This window comes from Nonomuraea recticatena, from assembly GCF_039533245.1.
Taxonomy (GTDB): domain Bacteria; phylum Actinomycetota; class Actinomycetes; order Streptosporangiales; family Streptosporangiaceae; genus Nonomuraea; species Nonomuraea roseola.
The window spans coordinates 186,962-207,419 of the sequence record NZ_BAAATE010000013.1 but is presented as its reverse complement, the minus strand read 5'-3'; the positions used below and the strand labels follow the sequence as shown (position 1 = coordinate 207,419).

The following is a 20,458-nucleotide window of genomic DNA, read 5'->3' as shown; positions in this document are numbered from 1 at the left end:
CCGTGGAAGCGGTGTTCCCTGTTGTCCGCCCCGACCAGGCGGTTTCCGTCGAAACGCGCGTCGCCCCGCCGGCCGGAAGTGCCCGGCCGACGAGGCGACGGTCCCTGCTCAGCCCATGTCGCGGGCTTGGTGGACATGCCTACGCACGTGAGCGGCGCGGTCTCGCGTCACTGGCCCACGTTGGCGCAGATCGCGTAGGCCTTGACGCCGTAGCTGATGGCGGACAGGTTCGTGACCCCGATCTGCCATGCGTTGCCCGCCTCGTTGGGCCGGCTCGCGACCACGTGCACGTCCCGGTCCTGGACGCGGTTTCCGGACTCGATGATGTGGCCGCCGCCGAGGACTCGCTTGCCCTCGCCGCACGACACCTCGACGACCCTCCCCAGCTGCCCGGGTGCCACGCTGGTGAGCGGTGAGACCACGCGCTCCCATCCGGAGAATCCCTTGTGGCCCTTGTCCGGCTCCGGGAAGTCGGCGGCCGACCGCCCGGCGGCGTTGACGGGCGTCTGGTATGACGAGGCCACGGCGGCGGGCCCCGCGAACAGGAGCAGGCCCGTGGTGGCGGCGGTCAGCACCGGGATGACGTGCTTGTACATGCTGATGTGTCCCTCTGTGGGTGATGATCCGATCTTCCGTCGCGATAGTTACCCATAGTCACTGATCGAATACTCTATGCGTTCTAAGATCATTTATGACGGACGCGATCTTCGAGGTGGCCGACGGCGTGCCGAGCCGGCGGTGCTGGGGGGTGCCTGGGGGGTGGCTGACAGCGTGCTGAGTGCGGTTTGTGAGTGGCGGGCTGGAGGGTGAGGTCGTCCGCGTCGCCTACAACCCGGAGGAACGGGTCGATGTCATCACATGTTTTTTCCTCGCATCGCGCTGCACGGCCGCGTTGGCCGCGCACGGTCACGGCGTCGGCGCTGGCCTTGGGTCTGTCCGTGGCCGCGGCGCACCCGGCAGCCGCCGCGGCCACGCCGTCCGCGGCCTCGAGTGACGCCGCCGCGCGGCGCGCCCAGCTCCAGCAGTTGGCGCGCAAGCTGGTGGAGGCCGGGGCGCCCGGCGTGATCGTGCGGGTCGACGACGGCCGCGGCCGTCCGGTCGAGATCGCCGAGCAGGCCCCCTGGACCCGACGAGATCACGTGCTCAAGGTGGGGGACGAGTTCCGGATGGGGTCCAACACCAAGACCATGGTGGCCACGCTCGTGCTGCAGCTGGTCGCCGAGGGCAAGCTCTCCCTGACCGACCCGGTGGAGAAGTGGCTGCCGGGCAAGGTGCCGGGCGGCAGGGCGATCACGTTGCGCATGCTGCTGAACCACACCAGCGGCCTGTTCGACTACACCGACGACGCCGCGATCCGGCCCTCGATGCTCGGCAAGGACCGGCGGCGGTGGACCTCGGCGCAGCTGCTGGCCGTGGGGGTGAAGCACGATCCGCTGTTCGCGCCGGGCACGAAGTGGTCCTACAGCAACACCGGCTACGTCGCGCTCGGCGCCGTCCTGGAGCGGGTCACCGGGGTGGGCCTGGCCGAGCTGGTCCGGGACCGGATCGCCAGGCCGCTCGGCCTCGGGCACACCTACTACGCCGCGGGCTCGGCCTGGCGTGGCTCTCATGCCCACGGCTACGAACGGGATGCCGCCCACATGCCGCCGGGTGTGCCGGCCGAGTTCAGGGACCTGGCAGGCGAGCGCCGGCACGGTCACGTGGACGTCTCCGACAACGACCCGGGGTGGGGCGGGGCGGCCGGGGCGGTGGTGTCCACGACGCAGGACTGGTCCCGGTTCCACACCGCGTTGCTGTCCGGCAAGCTGCTGCCCGCCGCCCAGATGGCGCAGCTGCGCACCACGGTGCCGATCGACTCACGCCAGCCGGACGGTCCCGGCTACGGGCTGGGCATCCAGACCGGCGCCACCCCGTGCGGCACGTTCTGGGGGCACGACGGCGGCATGCCCGGCTACCTGACGACCAACCTCGCCGACCGCACCGGCAGCCGCACGGCGACCGTCCTGATCTCGACGGAGTTCTGGGCCGAGTTCGAGGCCGATCCGAAGATCGCCAAGGCCGCGCAGGCGCTCCAAGGCGCCGTGACCTGCACGATGTTCGGCAAGCCCGTGCCGGCCGCGGCTCAGGCCGGCTGAGCGGCGCGCTCGGCCGCGGGTGCGGTGATGATCGCGGACACCAGGTGTTCGGCTTCGGCCCGCGACATCAGCGCGCCCGCGACGTGCGCGGCGGCGAACCCTGCGGCGCCCAGGGCGGCGGTGGCCCGCTGTGCGATCATCCGCACGTCGATGTCGTCGAGGTCGTCGCGGCCCCGCAGCGCGGTGGCGGCCCCGAGCAGCCGTCCCGCCCGCTCCGGCCGGTCGCGGCACAGCTCGATCGCGGCGGCCACGACCGCGATCGAGGCCGCGACCGGCGTCTGCCAGGTCAGCGTCAGGTGCACCGCCGGGTGGTCGAGCCTGCGGGCCGCCTCCTCCGGGAGACCCTGCGCGAGGTCCACCTGGGCGAGCACGCCCAGCAGCAACGCGGCCAGGTGCGGGGTCGACCGGCCGGGTGGCGCCTCGGCCAGACCGGCCCCGGCGTGTTCGCGGGCCGCTTGCGGCCGGCCTGCGCGCCACTCCAGTCGTGCCAGGCCCAGGCACACCTGAGCCCGTGACTCCGCCGAGCCGGCCTGCGCGACCTGGTCGAGCAGGCCGGTCAGCTGCCGCCGCCCGCCGTCCACGTCGCCTGACTGGGCCCGGTGCAGTGCGGCCGCCACCTCGCTCTCCATCGTGTGCTCGGGCATGCCGAGTTCCTGGAAGTACCGGCCGGCCCGCTCGGCCAGTCCCGCCGCACCGGCCGGGTCGCCGGCCCGCTGCAACGCCGCGTTCAGGGTGCTCAGCGTGATGCCCAGGCCCCACCGCTCGCCGACTTCCTCGAAGCCGGTCAGCGCGCGCGACAGCACGTGCGTCGCCTCGGCGGCGCGCCCGGTGTTCATGGTCAGCACGCCTCGGACCAGCAGCGTCAACGACCGGCTCCACGGATCGGTCGGCTCGTCAGGGGAGTCGGGCACGTCCGGTGCGGCTCGCTCCGCCGAGCCTACGGCGAGTGCCAGCCGGGCCATCTCCACGATGGGGTGGGTGCCGGGGGTGACGTGCTCCAACGCCTTGCCGATCCGGTCGAAGGCAGCCTCGGCCTCGTCCGGCCGGCTGATGGTCTCGACGGTGGCGAGCGCGTGCGCGGCGACCACGAGCGCGCGGGCCCGCGGGTCGGTCGAGCCGCGCGCCTGGATCATCCGGCCGAGCAGGTCCAGCGACTCCGGCGGGTTGTCGCGCAGGAACCAGAACCAGCACAGCGCGACGCCGAACCTGACCGCCAGGTCGGTGTCGCCGGACTCGACCGCCCAGCGGATCGCCGCCGACAGGTTGTCCCGTTCCGCGGACAGGCGGACCAGCCAGCGCAGCTGGTCGGAGGTGCGCAGGTGTGGGTCCGCGCTCTCGGCCAGCTGAAGGAAGAAGGCGGCGTGCCTGCCGCGGGCGTCGTCGGCCTCGTCACGCCGGGCCAGTCGCTCGAGGCCGTACTCCCGGATGGTCTCCAGCATGCGGTAGCGCGGCTCGACCGGGTCGGCGGTCTCCACCGGGTGCAGCAGGCACTTGTCGACCAACGCCGTCAGCAGTTGCCGGACCTCGCCCGACCGGGCGATCGCCTCCGCCGCGTCCTCGGTGAAGGCGCCGGGCACGACCGACAGTCGTTCCAGCAGCGCTCGCTCGTCGGTGTCGAGCAGGTCCCAGCTCCAGGCCACCGCGGCGCTCAGGGTCCGGTGGCGCGGCAGTGCGGTGCGGCTGCCCCCGGTGAGCAGCCTGAAGCGGTCGTCCAGCCGTGCCGCGACCGCCTCGACCGGCAGAGCGCGTACCTGTGCCGCGGCGAGCTCGATCGCCAGCGGCAGGCCGTCCAGGCGGCGGCAGATCTCGATCGCCGCCGTCAGCGCGCTGCCTTCGGCGGTGAAGCCTGGCCGCACCGCGGCGGCCCGGTCGTGGAACAGCCGGACCGCGGCGCAGGCGCGGGCCCGCTCGAGCGTCGCTCCCTGTTCGGGCAGCTCCAGCGGGAGCACCGGGTGCAGGGTCTCGCCGTCGATGCGCAGGGGTTCACGGCTGGTGGCCAGCACCCGCAGCCTCGGGCACCGGCCGAGCAGGGCCCCTGCGAGCCTCGCGGCGGCCTCGATCGCGTGCTCGCAGTTGTCCAGCACCAGCACCAGGTCGTCGTCGGCGAGCGTGTCGACCAGGTGGTCCAGGACCGTCTCGGCGGTGACGGGCCGCGGCGGCGGGCTCTCTTTGCGCACCCGCACCAGCTCGAGCACCACGCGGGGCACGTCGTCGGCGCCGACCGGGGCCAGCGGGACGAACCACACCCCGCCGGACGGCGTGAGCTGCCGGCCGATGGTGTTGGCCAGCCGGGTCTTGCCCGCTCCTCCGGGGCCGACCAGGGTGACCAGCCGTCCTCGGCCGAGCAGGTCGGCCACGCGGCGGACGTCGTCGTCGCGGCCCACGAAGCTGGTGAGCGGGACGTCGAGGTTGCCGTGCGATCGGCGGGAGCGGGGCAGCTGGCCGCGCAACACCGCCAGGTGGGCCTCCTGCAGCTGCGGTCCTGGATCGCCGCCGAAACTGTCGGCCAGCAGGTCGCGGATCCGCTGGTAGGCGGCCAGCGCCTCGGCGCCGCGGCCGTTCAGCGCCAGGGCGCGGATCAGCTGGGCGGCCAGCCGTTCGCGCAACGGGTGCGCGGCGGTCAGCGCTTCGAGCTCGGAGAGCAGGTCGAGGTCGGCGCCCAGCGCGAGCTCGGCCTCGATGCGGTCCTCCAGGGCGGCCAGCCTGGCCCGCTCGAGCCGTTCGGCCTCGGCGGCGGCGAACGGCGCCTCGCGCACATCGGCCAGGGCGGGGCCGCGCCACAGGCTCAGGGCCTCGCGCAAGGTGGCGGCAGCCTCGGCGGGCCGCGACTGCGCGTGCGAGCGCCGGCCCGCGCGGGCCAGGCGCTCGAAGCGGACGGCGTCGACCGCGTCCGGCTCGACGGCCAGCCGGTACCCGGCAGGGCCCGAGGTGAGCAGCCCCGGCTCGCCCAGGAGGCGCCGCAGCCGGGACACCAGCGACTGCAGCGCGTGCAGGCGGTCGGCGGGTGCCGCCTCCTCCCACAGCGCCTCGGCCAGGGTCTCGGGCCGGACGGCACGCCCGGCCTCCAGCGCCAGCCGGGCCAGCAACGCGCGCAGTCGCGCGCCCCCGACCGGTGTCGGGCCGGTGGCGGTGTCCAGCAGCAGGGGACCCAGGACGCCGACGCGCACCCCTCCGCTGTCGCCGGACGCCTCGATCGCATCTGCCATGGCCAGCAGTGTGCCAGCTGGGGAAGGCGGCGCCGGTCCCCGCTACCGGGTGTGCCCGTCGCCGGGCGGGTCGCCGGCTGCCGCGCGGGCGGTGACCAGGCCCGATTCGTAGGCCACGATGACCGCCTGGGCGCGGTCGCGGACGGAGAGCTTGTCGAAGATGCTGGTGATGTAGTTCTTGACGGTGGACAGGCTGATGTCCAGGACGCGGGAGATCTCGGTGTTGTCGAGGCCGGTGGCCATCAGACGCCACACCTCGACCTCGCGGGGCGTGAGGTCGTCGAGGCCGGTGGGGGTCGGACGGGTCGCGTGGGGGGCCCGTACGTAGGTGGAGATCAGCCGGGTGAGCAGGCGCGGCGCGACGGCGGCATCGCCGGCGTGGACGGTGCGGATCGCGGCGCTCAGGTCCTCAGGGGAGCTGTCCTTGGGCAGGAACCCGTAGGCTCCCGCGCGTAGGGCGCCCACGAGGTAGTCGTCCATGTCGAAGGTGCTGAGGGCCAGGACCCGGCAGCCGGGCAGGGTGGCGGCGAGCTGCCTGGTCGCGCCGACCCCGTCGAGGACGGGCATCCGGATGTCCATCACCACGACGTCGGGGCGCAGCTGGTGGGCGAGGGTGACGGCCTGCGCGCCGTTCTCGGCCTCTCCCACCACCTCGAAGGACGGGTTGGGGGAGAGGATCAGCGACAGGCCGCGCCGGACCAGCAGCTGGTCGTCCACGATCAGCACCCTGATCGGCGGCGGCGTCGGCCCGGTCCCGGTCATCGGCGTGCCTCCTCGTGCTGGACGGCCGCCTCGGCCGCCTCGTCGGTGGTCAGCGGCAGGTCGGCCACCACGGCGAACCCGCCGTCGGCCTGCGGGCCGGCGGTGAGGGTGCCGCCGTGCAGGGCAACGCGTTCGCGCATGCCGATCAGGCCGTATCCGCCGGAGCCCACCGTCGTCGCCCCCTCCTGCGGCGGTGTGCCCCCGCCGTCGTCCCGCACCTCGACGGTGACCCGATCCTGACGGTAGGTCAGCTGGACGGACGCGCGGGCGGGCCCCGCGTGCTTGCGGGCGTTGGTGAGGGCCTCCTGGGCGATCCTGAACACGGTGAGGCCGACGGTCGGCGGCAACGGGCGCTGCGGCCCGTGGACGCCGAAGTCGGTCGGCAGGCCGGCGAGGCGGGACTCGGCCACCAGGAGGCCGAGGTCGTCGGCGCCCGGCTGGGGCTGCGACGGCGCGCTCTCCGGTTCGTCGCCGTCCCGCAGCACGTCGAGGAGCTGGCGCATCTCACGCAGCGCGAGCCGCCCTGAGGACTCCAGGGTGAGCAGGGCGTCCCGGACCACCTCCGGTTCGGCGATGTTGGCCCGGGCTCCGCCGGCCATCATCTGCATGGTGGTGATGTGGTGGGCCACGATGTCGTGCAGCTCCCGTGCGATGCGGCGGCGTTCGTCGGCCACCGCGCGGTCGGCAAGGAGTCTGCGGTTGGCCGCCACCTCCCGCTGCCAGCGGTTGACCGCCATGGCGGTGCCGACGACGATCAGGGTGGTGAGGGGCGAGGTGACGGCGTCCTGCCAGGGCGGTACGCGGCCGTCGCTCTGGCTCAGCAGCGTCAGCGACACCGTCGCGGCGGCCGCGAGCGCCGTGACCCGGCCGGGGCAGGCCCTGGCGACGGAGTACAGAGCGACCACCAGGACGGCGCCGAAGTGCCTGGGCAGTGGCACGGTCAGGGTAGCCGTCGCATCGAGTAGCAGGACGGCGGTGAGCGCCGCCACCGGGTGGCGGCGCCGGGCGAGCAGCGGCAGGGCCGCCAGCGCGACCAAGAGGAACCCGGCCACGCTCACGGCGTGACGGCCGTCGGGGGCGTTGAAGAAGACGTAGCTGAGCAGGTTCATCACGCAGGCCCCGCCGGTCACGAGCGCGTCGTTACGGGTCCACGGCGGCTCGGCGCTGTCGATGTGCGGCAACTCCCGGGCCTGGCCAGGCCGCGCGTGTCGGCTCCTGCGCATGTCTGTTCCCCCTGTATCCGGCCTCCCGGCCCCCGGAACAGGGTCGCACAGCAGCCGCGGTGCAATCGCCGGCGACGGTGGTCGGCCGACCGGGAGACCAGGACCAGGGGCCTGGTCTCCGGCCGGGGGAAGGCCCCAGGGCCCCGGCCAGGATCATCCGCTGCCACGAGGCCTGCGGCCTTTCGCAGTGATGGTCTGGATACCGGCCGGGAGCCCCCGGCAGACAACTGCAAGTGCGTCCGCCGGAGGACATCGTGATCCGCGCCCTGACCGGATACTCCACCAGACACCCGTGGAAGGTCATCGCCCTCTGGGCGGTGCTGGGTGTCGTACTGAGCGCCCTGACCCCGACGCTGTTCGACCGCGTCACCCAGAACCAGGCCGGGGACTTCCTGCCCCGCAGCTACGACTCGGCCGCCGCGCTGCACATCGCCAAGGAGCAGTTCGGGGTGAACCCCGACGCCACCACGGTGACGGTGCTGGTCGCCAGGGCCGACGGCAAGGCGCTCAGCACCGCCGACCGCAAGCGGGTCGAGGCCGAGGCGGCGAAGCTGGCCAAGCGCCGGGTGATCATGCCAAGGGAAGACGACGGCCCGCAGCAGTTCCTGATCCCCGACCGCTCCCAGACCCCCCGGATCGGCCCTGCCATGACGGCGCCCGACCGGAGTTTCGAACTGCTGTCCGTCGAGCTGATCGGCAATCGCGCGGACACGGGGGTCCAGGGCGTCTACCGGGCCTTCAGGGACGCCGCCCGGACCCAGTTCTCCGAGGCGGGGATGCGCACCGGATTCACCGGGCCTCTCGCCGACACCGTCGACACCGTCGATTCCCGCAAGACGGCCACGACGGTCGGGAGCGCCCTCATCATGGGGCTCATCGTCCTGCTCAACGTGCTGGTGTTCCGCAGCGTCCTGGCGGCCCTGCTGCCGCTGCTCGCGGTCGCCGTGATCGGCTCCGTGGCCGCGGGAGCCGTCGCGGCCGCCGCGATGCTCACCGGGCTCAAGCTCGACGCGGGCACGCCAGGGCTGATCAACGTGGTCCTGCTCGGCATCGGCATCGACTACCTGCTGTTCCTGCTGTTCCGCTTCCGTGAGCAGCTGCGGGCCAGGCCCGAGCAGTCGGCCCGCGAGGTGGCCGGGCAGGTCGCCGGCCGGGTGGGCACCGCGATCACCTCGGCGGCGCTGACCATCGTGGCCGCGTTCGCCACGCTGGGCCTGGCCACCTTCGGGCAGTTCCGCTCGATGGGCCCCGCGATCGCCGTCGCGGTCCTGGTGATGCTGCTGGGCAGCCTCACCCTGCTGCCGGCGCTGCTCGCGGCCACCGGGCGCGCGATGTTCTGGCCCTCCAAGGCGGCCCTGCGCCCCGAGGCGCGCGAGGGCCGTGCCGCCCGCCTGGGCGCGCTGGTCACGCGACGACCGCTGATGATGCTGACCGCCTCCGTCGCCCTGCTTGCCGCGCTGGCCGCCGGGTTGATCGGCATCCGCATGGACTACGGCCAGGGCGGCCCCGCCGCACAGACCCCCGCCGCGGCCACCGCGGCCGAGATCTCCCGCACGCTGCCGGCCGGCGTGTCGGACCCGACGAGCGTCTTCGTCACCTCCACGGACGGCGGCGCCCTCACCACCGGCGGGCTCGACGGTCTGTCCCGTGCGCTCACCCAGGTCAAGGGGGTAGGCCAGGTCGCAAGGACGGTCCTGAGCAAGGACCACCGTGCCGCCCGGATCGACCTCTACCCGACCGCGGACCCGCAGAGCCCGCAGGCTCGCGACCTGGCCTCAGGACCGATCCGGGCCGCGGTCGCCCAGCACGCGCCCGCCGGGACGAGGGCACACGTGGGCGGGACGCCGGCGATCATCGCCGACATTTCGACCGCCGTCGACCACGACCTCACGATCGTGTTCCCGGTCGCGGCCGCGCTGATCGCGTTGATCCTCCTGCTGCTCCTGCGCAGCCTGCTCGCCCCGGTGATCCTGATGCTCTCCGTCGGGCTCGGCTTCGCCGCCACCCTCGGCGCCGTCACCCTGCTGTTCCAGCACGCCCTCGGGAGGCCGGGAGTGAGCTTCACCCTGCCGCTGGTGCTGTTCCTGTTCGTCGTGGCCCTGGGCACCGACTACAACATTCTGATCGCCGACCGGATCCGGGAGGAGATGCAGCGACCGGGTCAGGCCCGGGCCGCGGTGGCCCGCGCCGTACGGCACACGACGCCGGCCATCGCGACGGCCGGCCTGGTTCTGGCCGCCTCCTTCGCCGGCCTGGCCATATCCCCTGGCAACGAGCAGATCGCCTTCGCGATGACGCTCGGCATCATGCTCTCCGCGCTCGTCGTGTCGCTGGTGCTGGTCCCCGCCCTTGCCGCGCTCTTCGGCCGGGCCATCTGGTGGCCGGTCCGCCCGGGGCCCGCCGCGGGCGGCCACCCGCAGGACCGTGCGACCGTACCTGCCCCGCGACCCGACCGGGTCACGGCCCGCTGAGGTGTGGATCGGAGCGCCGCAGGCGGTGAAGCGGCAGGGAACTGCCCGAGAAACCTGCCCAAGTACGTCGTGTCCTCGACCCTCGAAGATCTCGGCTGGCGCAACTCGACGGTCCTGCGGGGGGAGGTGGTGAACGAGGTCTCGAAGCTGAAGCAGACGGTGGAGGGGGACATCGTCGTCTATGCCAGCGGTCGGCTCGTGCGCACGCTCATGGAGCACGACCTCGTCGACGAGTTGCGGCTGATGACCCACCCGTTCGTGCTGGGAGGCGGCGAGCGTCTCTTCGGCGAGACCGGCGAGCGGAAACCTTTGCGCCTCGCCGGTGCCCGTACCGTCGGTGACAGCCTCGTCCTCCTCACCTACCGGCCCCTCCGAGACGCCTGACCGCCGTCGCGTCGGGGCCGGCCGGCGAGCTCCTCCATGGGTCACCGTCCCCGGCGTGCTCTCGCCAGACGCCCTCCGACGCGCGTCCATCGAAGCAGGCCGTCAGAAGCAGGCCGTCAGCGGCGTGCGAGCTGACGGGCTCGGCCCCCCGCTGCGTTCAAGAATCGATCGAAGGTAGAGTTGCCGAAGGCCGGGACGCCAACGGTGTCGTCCCCCTGGCCGGCCGTGCAGGCCCCGGCCACGCCGCCGAAGGGTTCGGGCAGGACCGGACCACAGGCACAAGGTCCTCAAGCAGCACGGCGGCGACTGACGGCGGGACGAAACGAACACGAGGTACGGACCATCGACGCGCGCATGCCCCTGACCGTCACCGCCTGCTGCCCGCCGTGACCTCCTCGCGGTAGGCCAGGCACCGCCACCGGCCTGCCGCCCCCCGCCGTCGGGCGCCCGCCTGGTGCCTCGCGACCCCGTCGAGCCGCCTTCTCTCCCCTCGGGCCTCTGCCTGCGCTGCGCGCCGTCGTCGCGCCCACCAGCACGGGTTGCCGCCTGCTCACGTTGCCCGCTCATGTTGAAGGATGTCCTGTTGCCCAGTTCCCCCACGCCTGCCCGCACGCCCGCCGCCCTGGCCGCGCGGCTGCGGCCGGGCCGCCCCGCCTGGCTGTCGCCGAAGGTCGCCCGCACCGAGATCCTGGCCGGGCTGGTGGTCGCGCTCGCCCTCATCCCCGAGGCGATCTCCTTTTCGATCATCGCAGGGGTCGATCCGAGCGTCGGACTGTTCGCCTCCTTCACCATGGCCGTGGTCATCGCCGTCGTCGGCGGGCGCCCTGCGATGATCTCGGCCGCCACCGGTGCCATCGCCCTGGTCGTGGCGCCGCTGGTGCGCGAGCACGGTCTGGGCTACCTGATCGCCACCGTCATCCTCGGCGGCCTCATCCAGGTGGTGCTCGGCGCGCTCGGGGTGGCCAAGCTGATGCGCTTCGTGCCTCGCTCGGTGATGGTCGGCTTCGTCAACGCCCTCGCCATCTTGATCTTCATGGCGCAGGTGCCCGAGCTGATCGACGTGCCGTGGGTGGTCTACCCGCTGGTCGGCGGCGCGCTGGCGCTGATGGTGTTCCTGCCGAGGTTGACCAGGGCGATCCCGGCCCCGCTGATCTCCATCGCCGCGCTGACCGCCCTGACCGTCGGCGCCCACCTGGCCGTCCCCACGGTCGGCGACCGCGGCGCGCTGCCGTCCTCGCTGCCCGTCCCCGGCCTGCCCGAGGTGCCGTTCACCTTCGGCACCCTGTCCCTCATCGCCCCGTACGCCCTGGCCTTCGCGCTGGTCGGGCTGATGGAATCGCTGATGACCGCCAAGCTCGTCGACGACCTGACCGACACCCGCTCCAGCAAGACCCGCGAGTCCATCGGCCAGGGCATCGCCAACATCGTCACCGGCCTGTTCGGCGGCATGGGCGGCTGCGCCATGATCGGCCAGACGATGATCAACGTCAAGAACGGCGCCCGCACCCGGCTGTCGACCTTCCTGGCCGGCGCCTTCCTGATGGTGCTGTGTATCGTCTTCGGCCCGCTGGTTTCCCAGATCCCGATGGCCGCGCTGGTCGCCGTCATGATCCTGGTCTCGGTCGGCACCTTCGACTGGCATTCCGTCGCCCCGGCCACCCTGAGGCGCATGCCCGCCGGCGAGATCACCGTCATGGTCGTCACCGTGGCCGTCGTGGTCGCCACCCACAACCTGGCCATCGGCGTCGTCGTCGGCTCGCTGACCGGCCTGGTCATCTTCGCCCGCCGGGTCGCTCATCTGGCGCAGGTCTCCGCCGTGGTCGACCCCGACGGCGGCCATGCCCTGTACGCCGTCACCGGGCAGCTGTTCTTCGCCTCCAGCAACGACCTGATCTCCCGGTTCGACTACGCCGGCGATCCTGACCACGTCGTCATCGACCTGTCCGACGCTCACATCTGGGACGCCTCCAGCGTCGCCGCACTGGACGCCGTGCAGGCCAAGTACGCCGCCCGCGGCAAGACGGTTGAGATCGTCGGCCTCAACGAGGCCAGCGCTCGCATGCACGGCGCCCTGTCCGGCGAGCTGTCGGGCAGCCACTGACCCTCCGGCCACTGACCCTCCGGCCACTGGCTCCCGGCGCCGAGCGCTGGCCGGGCCGTCCGGTGGCGGGTTCACCGACAGGTCGCCTCAGCGGATCCTGGCGAGGTCGATGATCACATACCGGCCCTCCAGCTCGTACGCGACCAACCGATCGTAGGGGTCGATACCCGGCTGGATGCTGCTTACTTCTCCCTTGGCGTCGGGGCGCAAGCCGAGGTCGCCGGACCGGCCGGTGGTCAGGTCGAGCAGGACCTGGCCGCGCCTGGGGTGCAGATGGACGGTCACGAAACGGTCGAAGGCCAAGCCCAGGGTGCGCTCTGGCAGGTCCTGTTCGCTGGAGCCGTCGCGTAGGCGGTGGAAGAAGCTCCCGTCGGGCCTGCGGCCGGTGCACGTTGTCACGCCGCAGCGCACGTCTTCCTCGCCGGGCCGGACGAGCGCCTTGCTGACCTGCCCCGTTTCGGCATCGAGGATCTCCTCGAAGCTGGGCTCGTTGTCCGGGGTGTACTGGCCCGGCGTGCCCACCCAGGGCCAGTTCAGGATGTGGTGGCGGTCGGCGCCCTCGACGGGTGTCACGGCGCCGCCCTCCAGCGGAAGCGTGAAGACGCCGCCCTCATGGAGGGAGAAGGCGATCTTGTCGCCGGTCACGACGAGCCCGTCACCGCGTCCCTTGATCGGTGTGTCGGTCTCGACGGCGGCGGGCTGCCCGCCCGACAGCGGCGCCGACCAGAAGTTCGTCCGCATCTTGTCGATCGTCTGCCAGACGATCCGGCCCCCGCCCACCGCGTAGTTCGAGGCGAAGACGCCCTTCGGGGTGCGGATGTCGGTGATCTTCCGGGGCTGGTCGGTCTTGAGGTCGTAGGCGTAGAGCGCGTCGGCCTTCTCGAAGCTCTGCCACGTTTCCAGCAGGAGCGTGCGATCGTCGATCAGGGTCAGCGGGCGGCCTTTGCGGCCGTTGGGGAGTTTCATCGGGATGGTGTGGACCGCTTGCGGCCACACCTGGGCAACGGGGGCGGGCATCGGCATCGTGAGGGACGGCGTCGCGTCGGGCGTGGGGGTGGCCGCCACCGGAGGCTCGCCACTCAACGTCGCCCGCACGGCCACGCTGCCCCCTCCTGCGACGAGCACCACGGCCGCCGCCGTGAGGAGGGCCTGTATCCGGACCTTGCGGCGGCGGGAGCGGGCCAGGATCTGAGTCGAGTAGTCGGCAGGGGCCCGTGGTGCACGCTCCGCCGCGCGTGCGATGACCCGAGACAGGTCGCGTTCCGGCTCTACGGTCATAGGGTCGTCCTCCTCCTTGTGGGCATGACGTGCGGTATGGCCGAACGGAGCCTGCTCAGGCCGAGCGACGCGTGGCTGCGAACAGTGCCCTGGGAAATGCCCAGGAGAACGGCGATCTCGGAGTCGGTGAGCTGTTCGTAGAAGCGCAGGACGAGCACGGTGCGCTGTTTCCGGGGCAGCTCGCGCAGCGCCTGCCACAGCTCCTGGTCGGCTTCGAAGGGCAGCGCGTCCTCCAGCGGGATGTCCGGGACGGTCCACGTGAGTTGCTCGCGACGTCGGCGCCGCCAGATGCTGATGTGCAGCCGCGCCATGATCATTTTGGTGTAGCTCTCCGGGTCCTCCTTCCTGCGCACGCGTGACCAGGCTCGGTGCAGCCTGATGAGCGCCTCCTGGGTCAGGTCGGCCGCGTCGTGCGTACTACCGCTCAGCGCGTAGCCGTACCGCAGCAATGCATCGGCGCGTTCAGCGACAAACTCGACAAAACGCGAGTCGTCTTCCACTTGGCTTCGCCCTTCCGTGGTCCGTCACCACGTAGACGGATTCGACCCCCGATTTGTTGAACCGCCATGGATGGGAAGGCGCGGCGTTCAGCGGCGCGCAGGGCGGGGGTTCAGGCGTGGTAGCTTTCGCGGCGCAAGGCATAGCGGATATCTGGTTGAGTCAGAGGGCCCGGTGAAGCGACCGACGATTGCAGACATCGCCCGGCGGGCCGGGGTGTCGAAGGTGGCGGTCTCCTACGCGCTGAACGGCCGGTCCGGGGTGTCGGAGACGACCCGGGCCAGGATCGTCGCCATCGCCGAGGAGGTCGGCTGGCGACCCAACAGCGCCGCCCGCGCGCTGAACGGCGCCCACGCCCGCTCCATCGGCCTGGTCCTGTGCCGACCGGCGCGGATCCTCGGCATGGAGCCGTTCTTCATGGAGCTCATCAGCGGCATCCAGGACGAGCTGTCCGCCCGGTCCTACGCCCTGATGCTGCAGGTCGTCAAGGACCACGCCGAGGAGATCGAGATCCACCGGCGCTGGTGGGGGGAGCGGCGCATCGACGGCGCGATCCTGGTCGACCTGCATCTGAGCGACCCGCGCGTGGCGGTCCTGAAGGAGCTCGGCATGCCGGTCGTCGTGATCGGCCATCCCTCGGCGGCGGGGTCGCTCCCCTCGATCTGGTCCGACGACCGCGCGGCCGTCAGGGAGACGGTCCAGTACCTGGCCGCGCTCGGCCATCGGCGCATCGCCAGGATCGCCGGGCTGCCCGAGCTGGTCCACACCGTCCAGCGAGACCAGGCCTTCACCCGGACCTGCACGGAGCTCGCCCTCGACCATCACGTCATCGAGCACACGAACTACACCGGCGAGCAGGGAGCGCAGGCGACCCGGCGGCTGCTGAGCGCGCCCGGCCGTCCTTCGGCGATCGTCTACGACAACGACATCATGGCCGTGGCCGGGCTGTCCGTCGCGCAGGAGCTCGGGGTGGACGTCCCCGGTGAGCTGTCCATCGTGGCGTGGGATGATTCGCCCCTGTCGCAGGTGGTGCGTCCGCCGCTGTCGGCGGTGGGCCGCGACATTCCCGCCTACGGCGCCCACGCTGCGCAGATGCTCATGTCGCTGATCGCGGGCGAGCAGGTACAGGACGTCCAGGACGTGACCGCCGGTCTCACCCCCCGAGGGAGCACCGCGACAGCGAAGCGGTCACCCTAGCTCCACGCCTCGTACCAGTCCGCCGTCGTTTCGGCGGGAGCGCGGGACCCTCATCGTGGCCGTTCCCGGCCGAGCAGGCGACCCGCTCGCAGGGAGGTGAGCATGCCGTGCAGTCCCATCGCGGCGGCCAGGCAGGCCAGAGGTATGGCGGGCAGCACGTAGCGATGGTCGAAGTCGAGCGCGGCCACGGGCCCGACCAGCAGGACCATCGACATCGCCCACGGCAGCAGCGCGGCCCTGCGCCACAGCGCCGCGCTGAGGCCGCCGGCCAGCAGGAGCAGCCCGAACAGCGTGCCGTGCAGGAACCACGGGTAGCGGTAGTGGGACAGGATCGTGCCGTACGGCTCGACGGAGGCCATGCCTCGGATGTCGTTGTCGTACTCGGCGCGCACCTTGTTGACGAGGGGGAAGTGCCACGGCAGGTCCCACGCGCCCTTGGGGAAGGTCAGCGCGGGTGAGACCCGCTTGGGGTGGGCGACCGGTGTCCAGGTGAAGGCCAGGGAGGTGTCCTTGACCACCTCGCGCAGATAGTCGAGAGGCTGGGCGAGGATGACCTTGGTGGCGAAGGACCTGGCCAGGTCGTTGTGGGCGAACCTGCCGCCCGGCATCCGGTTCAGCGAGGCGCCGGCCGCCCAGACGTACTCCGAGGCGGCGTCGACCACGGTGCCGTTGGGGCAGAGCTCGGCCTCCTCGGGTGTCAGCTCGACGCGCCGGCAGTCGGCGAAGGTCATCGTCCTGGCCCACAGCGACACCCCGTCGGCGCCGGAGAGGGCGAAACGGCCGTGGTGGTGCTGGTACCAGCCGGCGTAGGCGGCCAGCGGAATCGCTCCTGCGAGCATCAGCGCGATGACGGGGCGCCGGCCGGCCCGCCGTAGCAGGAGGTAGAGCAGGGCCAGGCCGACAAGGGGGACGGCCGCGGTGCGGGTGAGCCCGGCCAGCGCCAGCAGCAGGCCGGCGGCGGCGCTCGAGGTGATCGTGGTGCGCCACATGAGCAGCGTCAGCGCCGCCATGATGAGGAAGTACACCTGCAGGTCGGACAGGATCGCGTGCTCGAGTCGGATGAAGGCCGGGTCGAACAGCACCGGCACGGTGGCGAGCGTGGCCGCCCAGCCCGGCGCCGACCAGCGGCGCAGCAGCAGGTAGATCATGACGGCCACGCCCAGCCCCATGAGGTGCTGCAGGCCCGCGACCAGCTTCACGTCGGAGAACAGCCAAAGGAACCAGGAGTATCCGGCCGGGTGGAAGGCGCCGCCAGGCCGCATGTGGAGCGCGGTGTCCAGGTAGGTGAAGGAGTCGTACCAGTACAGCTGGGCGGTGGTGTAGCCGAGCATCACCAGTGCGCGCAGGGCCGCCGCCGCGGCCAGCACGATCCCGAACAGGAGGTGGCCTCGCTGTCGGCCCGGGACGAGGGCGGGCGGCGAGGGCCGCAGAATTGTCGCGGTCATCGGGCCAGTCCATTGATCGCCCGCTAACCTGAGCGTCACTAAAAGTGGTTATGTCCGCGTTATATGCGTCTGTGAATCATCGGGGGAATGGAGGCGCGGGTGCGGGTGCTGATCGCCGAGGACGAGCGGATGCTCGCCGACTCGATCGCCGAGGGTCTGAGGGGTGAGGCCCTGGCAGTGGACGTCGCCTACGACGGGGAGGCGGCGCTTGAACGGCTGACCGTGCACGACTACGACGTTCTCGTCCTGGACAGGGACCTGCCGGGCGTGCACGGCGACGAGGTGTGCGGGCGGGTGGTCGAACAGGGCCTGATGGTCAGGATCCTCATGCTGACCGCCGCCTCAGAGGTGCGTGCGCGCGTGGCGGGCCTGTCGCTGGGGGCCGACGACTACCTGCCCAAGCCGTTCGCGTTCGAGGAGTTGCTGGCCAGGATCCACGCGCTGGGCCGCAGGGCCAGGCCGGCCGATCCGCCGCTGCTGGAGCGGGCGGGCGTCAGGCTCGACTGGGCGCACCGGCAGGTCTTCCGCGAAGGCCGCTACGTGCCGCTGGCCCGCAAGGAGTTCGGCGTGCTGGCCGAGCTGCTGCGCGCCAGGGGCGCGGTGGTCTCGGCCGAGGCGCTGCTGGAGAAGGTGTGGGACGAGCACATCGACCCGTTCACCAACACCGTCAGGACCACGATGACGAAGCTGCGCAAGAAGCTCGGCGAGCCGCAGATCATCGAGACCGTCCCAGGATCGGGGTACCGCATTCCATGAGCATCCGCCTGCGTTTCGGCCTGGCCTGCGGCGGGGTGTTCCTGCTCGTCGGCGCGCTCGTGCTGGCCGGTCTCTACCTGGTGGTACGGCAGACCCTCGAGCCCCGCAGGGGATTGATGACGCCGGAGTACATCAACACGCAGCACGGCTTCTTCGGCAAGGGGAGCCGCGGTTACGAGATCACCGCGGAGAGGGCGGCCACCGTACGCCGCGTCTACCAGAGCGACGCCCTGGCCAACGTGCGCACCTACGGCGCGCTCATCGTGCTGGGCGGCGCCGCGGCCTCGGTCGGGGTGGGCTACGGCGCCGCGGGCTGGGGGCTGCGTCCCCTGCGAGCGGTGACGCGCACGGCAAGGCGGGTGGCGCAGGGCCACGACCTGACCGGACGCATCGGCTACAAGGGCTCCAGCGACGAGCTGGAAGAGCTGGCGGGCATCTTCGACACGATGCTCGGCAGGCTCGCCCGCTCCTTCGACGGGCAGCGCCGCTTCGTCGCCAACGCCTCGCACGAGCTGCGCACCCCGCTGACGATCAACAGGACGCTGGTGGACGTGGCGGTGCGCAGGCCCGAGGCGACCGACGACGTCAAGCGGCTCGGCGAGTCGCTGCTGCTGGTCAACACCAGGCACGAACGGCTCATCGACGGACTGCTCGCCCTCGCCGAGGGGGAGAACAGCGTGCTGGACCGGCGTCCCTTCGACCTCACCGACGTGGCCGAGCACGTGCTGGACGCCGTGGCGGCCGAGGCCGCCGAGCGGGAGGTCACCATCCACCGGCTGCTGGACACCGCGCCGACGGCGGGGGAGGCGGTGCTGGTGGAGCGGCTGGTGCAGAACCTGGTGGAGAACGCGATCAGGCACAACCACGTCAAGGGCGAGGTGTGGGTGACCACGCGCCAGCGGGCCGAGCAGGTCGAGCTGGTCGTGGCCAACACGGGGCTGCAGGTGCCGCCGTACGAGATCGAGGCCATCTTCGAGCCGTTCAGGCGGCTGCACGGCGACAGGCTCCGCTCCGACAGGGGCAGCGGTCTCGGCCTGTCGATCGTGCGGGTCATCGCCGAGGCGCACCATGGCACGGTCGCCGCCCGTCCCCGTGAGGAGGGCGGGCTGACGATCACCGTCGAGCTGCCCGTCCAGCACTGACCGGGGGCGGCCGCTGTCGGGTGGCCCCCGCCACGCGCCGCGTGGCGGGGGCCTGTTGTTTCGGAGGTCAGACGCCGAAGGGGGCCGGGTAGACGATGGTGCCGGCGGGCACGGGCAGGGAGTCGTCGAACACCAGGGCCATCATCGCCTCGTCGGGGACCTCGAAGGACGGGCGGATGCCGTACCGGGAGGCCGGCACGAACCCGAACCTGGGGTAGTACTCGGGGTGGCCGAGAACGAGAACGAGGTTCTCGCCCAGGTCACGGGCGGCTCGCAGGCCCGCGAGGATCGCCGCCGAACCCGCGCCCCGCTTCTGGTGGCCGGGCAGCACGGCGCAGGGGCCGAGCGCCAGGGCCGGGCTTCGGTCCACGTGGCAGCGGGTGAGCAGCGCGTATCCCGCGACGGTGCCGTCGGCGTCCTCGGCGACAATGGACAGGCCCGGCAGCCACGCGGCGTCGGCGCGCAGCGCCTCGACGAGGTCGGCCTCCAGCGGGGTGGGGAAGGCGCCGAGGTTGACCTCGCGGATGGCGGGGATGTCCCGCTCGGTCTCCGCGCGGGTGGTCCAGATCTGCGACACGGTGATGCTCTCTTTCGCGATGGTGAAGTCGGTGAGGTGGATGGCGTCGATCTCGCTCATGAGCGGCGCTGCCTGTCACGGAAGGCGTAGGTCTGGCGCAGCGAGCGGGTGATCGCCTTCTTGACGTCCTCGCGCTGGGCTCGCGCGTCGCTGCGGGAGGTCGCCCACTCGTTCTCGCGCTGCAGCTTGCGGTAGCTGGCCAGGCGACGCTGGTCCAGCTCGCCGGAGGCGATCGCGGCCTGTACGGCACAGCCGGGCTCGCGTTCGTGGGAGCAGTCGGCGAACCGGCAGTCCCTGGCCAGCTCCTCGATCTCGGCGAACACCTGCTGCAGGCCGTCGTCGGCGTCCACGAGGCCGATGCCGCGCAGGCCGGGGGTGTCGATGAGCACGCCGCCGTTCGGCAGCGGGACCAGCTCGCGACGGACGGTGGTGTGGCGGCCCTTGCCGTCCTGGGCCCGCACCGCCCCCGTGGCCAGCACCTCGGCGCCCAGCAACGCGTTGCCCAGCGTGGACTTGCCCGCGCCGGAGGGCCCGAGCAGGACCACGGTCCCTGTCAGCACGCCGGCCAGCGCGTCGAGCCCCTGCCCGGTCTCCGCGCTGGTGGTGATCACGCTCACGCCCGGGGCCAGCCGGGCGGCATCGTCGGCCGACCGTGTGGGGTCGGCCACCGCGTCCGCCTTGGTCAGCACCAGGACCGGTAGGGCGCCGCTCTCCCACGCCAGGGCGAGCAGCCGTTCGACGCGGCCTGGATTGGACGCCGTGGCCAGGGAGGAGACCACCGCGACCGTGTCGACGTTGGCCGCCAGCGCCTGGCCGTGCGACCTGCGCGAAGGTGAGGATCGGACGATGACGCTGCGGCGCGGGAGCAGCGCCGCGATCTCGGGTTCGGCGCCGGGGGGTACGGCGGCCCAGTCGCCCGTGCACGGGGAGGCCACCGGATCGGCCGTCTTGACCAGCGAGGTGCCGGCGCGCAGCGGGCCTGCCTCGGTCACCGCGTCGCACCTGCCGCGGTCGACGGCGGCGATACGCGCGGGGACCAGGCCGGCGGCGCGGTGGGGGGCGAAGGCTCGGTCGAGCTCGTCGTCCCAGCCGTAGGCGGACAGGCCGCCTGGAAGAGAGATGTGAGAAGACAACAGTCTGGAACCCTTTGCCAGAAGGGCCCTCGGTGAACGGGACAGTCGCGCCCGATGCGGGCAGCGGCTAGTGGAAGGTCAGCCGAGGACCAGGGACGTAAGGATGGACCCGGCGCTGCGGAAAGCAGCCATCGCCACGACGGTCATCAA

The 20,458-nt window shown here is 72.1% G+C and carries 16 protein-coding genes; 7 read left to right on the top strand and 9 right to left on the bottom strand.

The annotated features are described in order from the left end of the window. Positions 1-167 precede the first annotated feature (167 nt). Positions 168-596: a hypothetical protein gene (locus tag ABFX50_RS25295; RefSeq protein ID WP_346149814.1), complete on the bottom strand. Its 429-nt coding sequence runs from the start codon at positions 594-596 to the stop codon at positions 168-170. A 342-nt stretch (positions 597-938) separates the two neighbouring features. Between ABFX50_RS25295 and ABFX50_RS25290 the strand changes: the two genes are divergently transcribed. Continuing rightward, the gene (locus tag ABFX50_RS25290; protein WP_346149813.1) at positions 939-2,135 is read left to right on the top strand and encodes a serine hydrolase domain-containing protein; all 1,197 of its coding nucleotides are present in this window, start codon (positions 939-941) and stop codon (positions 2,133-2,135) included. Here ABFX50_RS25290 and ABFX50_RS25285 read toward each other — a convergent pair. Genes ABFX50_RS25285 through ABFX50_RS25275 form a run of 3 tightly spaced genes read right to left on the bottom strand, consistent with a single transcriptional unit; the run spans position 2,123 to position 7,326 of the window. After that, positions 2,123-5,341: an AfsR/SARP family transcriptional regulator gene (locus tag ABFX50_RS25285; RefSeq protein WP_346149812.1), complete on the bottom strand. Its 3,219-nt coding sequence runs from the start codon at positions 5,339-5,341 to the stop codon at positions 2,123-2,125. The two genes, ABFX50_RS25290 and ABFX50_RS25285, sit on opposite strands and share 13 nt — an antisense overlap. A 42-nt stretch (positions 5,342-5,383) precedes the next feature. Further along, positions 5,384-6,103 (bottom strand): response regulator, encoded by a 720-nt coding sequence (locus ABFX50_RS25280; RefSeq protein WP_346149811.1) that lies wholly within the window; start codon positions 6,101-6,103, stop codon positions 5,384-5,386. Further along, on the bottom strand, positions 6,100-7,326 hold the full coding sequence (locus ABFX50_RS25275; protein WP_346149810.1) for a sensor histidine kinase: 1,227 nt from the start codon (positions 7,324-7,326) through the stop codon (positions 6,100-6,102). Before ABFX50_RS25275 ends, ABFX50_RS25280 begins: the two co-directional genes overlap by 4 nt. 254 nt (positions 7,327-7,580) lie before the next feature. On the opposite strand from ABFX50_RS25275, the gene ABFX50_RS25270 reads away from it, so the two are divergent. The 3 genes from ABFX50_RS25270 (at position 7,581) to ABFX50_RS25260 (ending at position 12,282) form a co-directional block, all read left to right on the top strand. After that, entirely contained in the window at positions 7,581-9,797 is a 2,217-nt protein-coding gene (locus ABFX50_RS25270; RefSeq protein ID WP_346149809.1) for an MMPL family transporter, read from the top strand. Positions 9,798-9,800: 3 nt separating this feature from the next. Continuing rightward, a complete protein-coding gene (locus tag ABFX50_RS25265) occupies positions 9,801-10,181 on the top strand; it encodes a dihydrofolate reductase family protein (protein ID WP_346149808.1) in 381 nt (126 codons plus the stop codon). A gap of 622 nt (positions 10,182-10,803) precedes the next feature. Continuing rightward, positions 10,804-12,282 (top strand): SulP family inorganic anion transporter, encoded by a 1,479-nt coding sequence (locus ABFX50_RS25260; protein ID WP_346149850.1) that lies wholly within the window; start codon positions 10,804-10,806, stop codon positions 12,280-12,282. A gap of 87 nt (positions 12,283-12,369) precedes the next feature. On the opposite strand, the gene ABFX50_RS25255 is transcribed toward ABFX50_RS25260, so the two are convergent. Both ABFX50_RS25255 and ABFX50_RS25250 read right to left on the bottom strand, forming a co-directional pair. After that, on the bottom strand, positions 12,370-13,560 hold the full coding sequence (locus tag ABFX50_RS25255; RefSeq protein ID WP_346149807.1) for a TolB-like translocation protein: 1,191 nt from the start codon (positions 13,558-13,560) through the stop codon (positions 12,370-12,372). Continuing rightward, positions 13,557-14,060, bottom strand: a complete 504-nt coding sequence (locus ABFX50_RS25250; RefSeq protein ID WP_183642842.1) for a SigE family RNA polymerase sigma factor — start codon at positions 14,058-14,060, stop codon at positions 13,557-13,559. Before ABFX50_RS25250 ends, ABFX50_RS25255 begins: the two co-directional genes overlap by 4 nt. A 172-nt stretch (positions 14,061-14,232) precedes the next feature. On the opposite strand from ABFX50_RS25250, the gene ABFX50_RS25245 reads away from it, so the two are divergent. Continuing rightward, on the top strand, positions 14,233-15,255 hold the full coding sequence (locus ABFX50_RS25245; RefSeq protein WP_346149806.1) for a LacI family DNA-binding transcriptional regulator: 1,023 nt from the start codon (positions 14,233-14,235) through the stop codon (positions 15,253-15,255). 50 nt (positions 15,256-15,305) lie between these two features. Here ABFX50_RS25245 and ABFX50_RS25240 read toward each other — a convergent pair whose 3' ends face one another. Further along, the gene (locus tag ABFX50_RS25240) at positions 15,306-16,700 is read right to left on the bottom strand and encodes a hypothetical protein (RefSeq protein ID WP_346149805.1); all 1,395 of its coding nucleotides are present in this window, start codon (positions 16,698-16,700) and stop codon (positions 15,306-15,308) included. 99 nt (positions 16,701-16,799) lie between these two features. On the opposite strand from ABFX50_RS25240, the gene ABFX50_RS25235 reads away from it, so the two are divergent. Both ABFX50_RS25235 and ABFX50_RS25230 read left to right on the top strand, forming a co-directional pair. Next, entirely contained in the window at positions 16,800-17,456 is a 657-nt protein-coding gene (locus tag ABFX50_RS25235) for a response regulator transcription factor (RefSeq protein ID WP_183642851.1), read from the top strand. Further along, positions 17,453-18,598 (top strand): sensor histidine kinase, encoded by a 1,146-nt coding sequence (locus ABFX50_RS25230; protein WP_346149804.1) that lies wholly within the window; start codon positions 17,453-17,455, stop codon positions 18,596-18,598. The genes ABFX50_RS25235 and ABFX50_RS25230 overlap by 4 nt, the downstream gene beginning before the upstream one ends. Before the next feature lie 67 nt (positions 18,599-18,665). Here the strand turns inward: ABFX50_RS25230 and ABFX50_RS25225 are convergent, their stop codons facing one another. Continuing rightward, a complete protein-coding gene (locus ABFX50_RS25225; protein WP_346149803.1) occupies positions 18,666-19,235 on the bottom strand; it encodes a GNAT family N-acetyltransferase in 570 nt (189 codons plus the stop codon). After that, entirely contained in the window at positions 19,232-20,308 is a 1,077-nt protein-coding gene (gene rsgA / locus ABFX50_RS25220) for a ribosome small subunit-dependent GTPase A (protein ID WP_346149802.1), read from the bottom strand. Before rsgA ends, ABFX50_RS25225 begins: the two co-directional genes overlap by 4 nt. Positions 20,309-20,458: the final 150 nt, after the last annotated feature.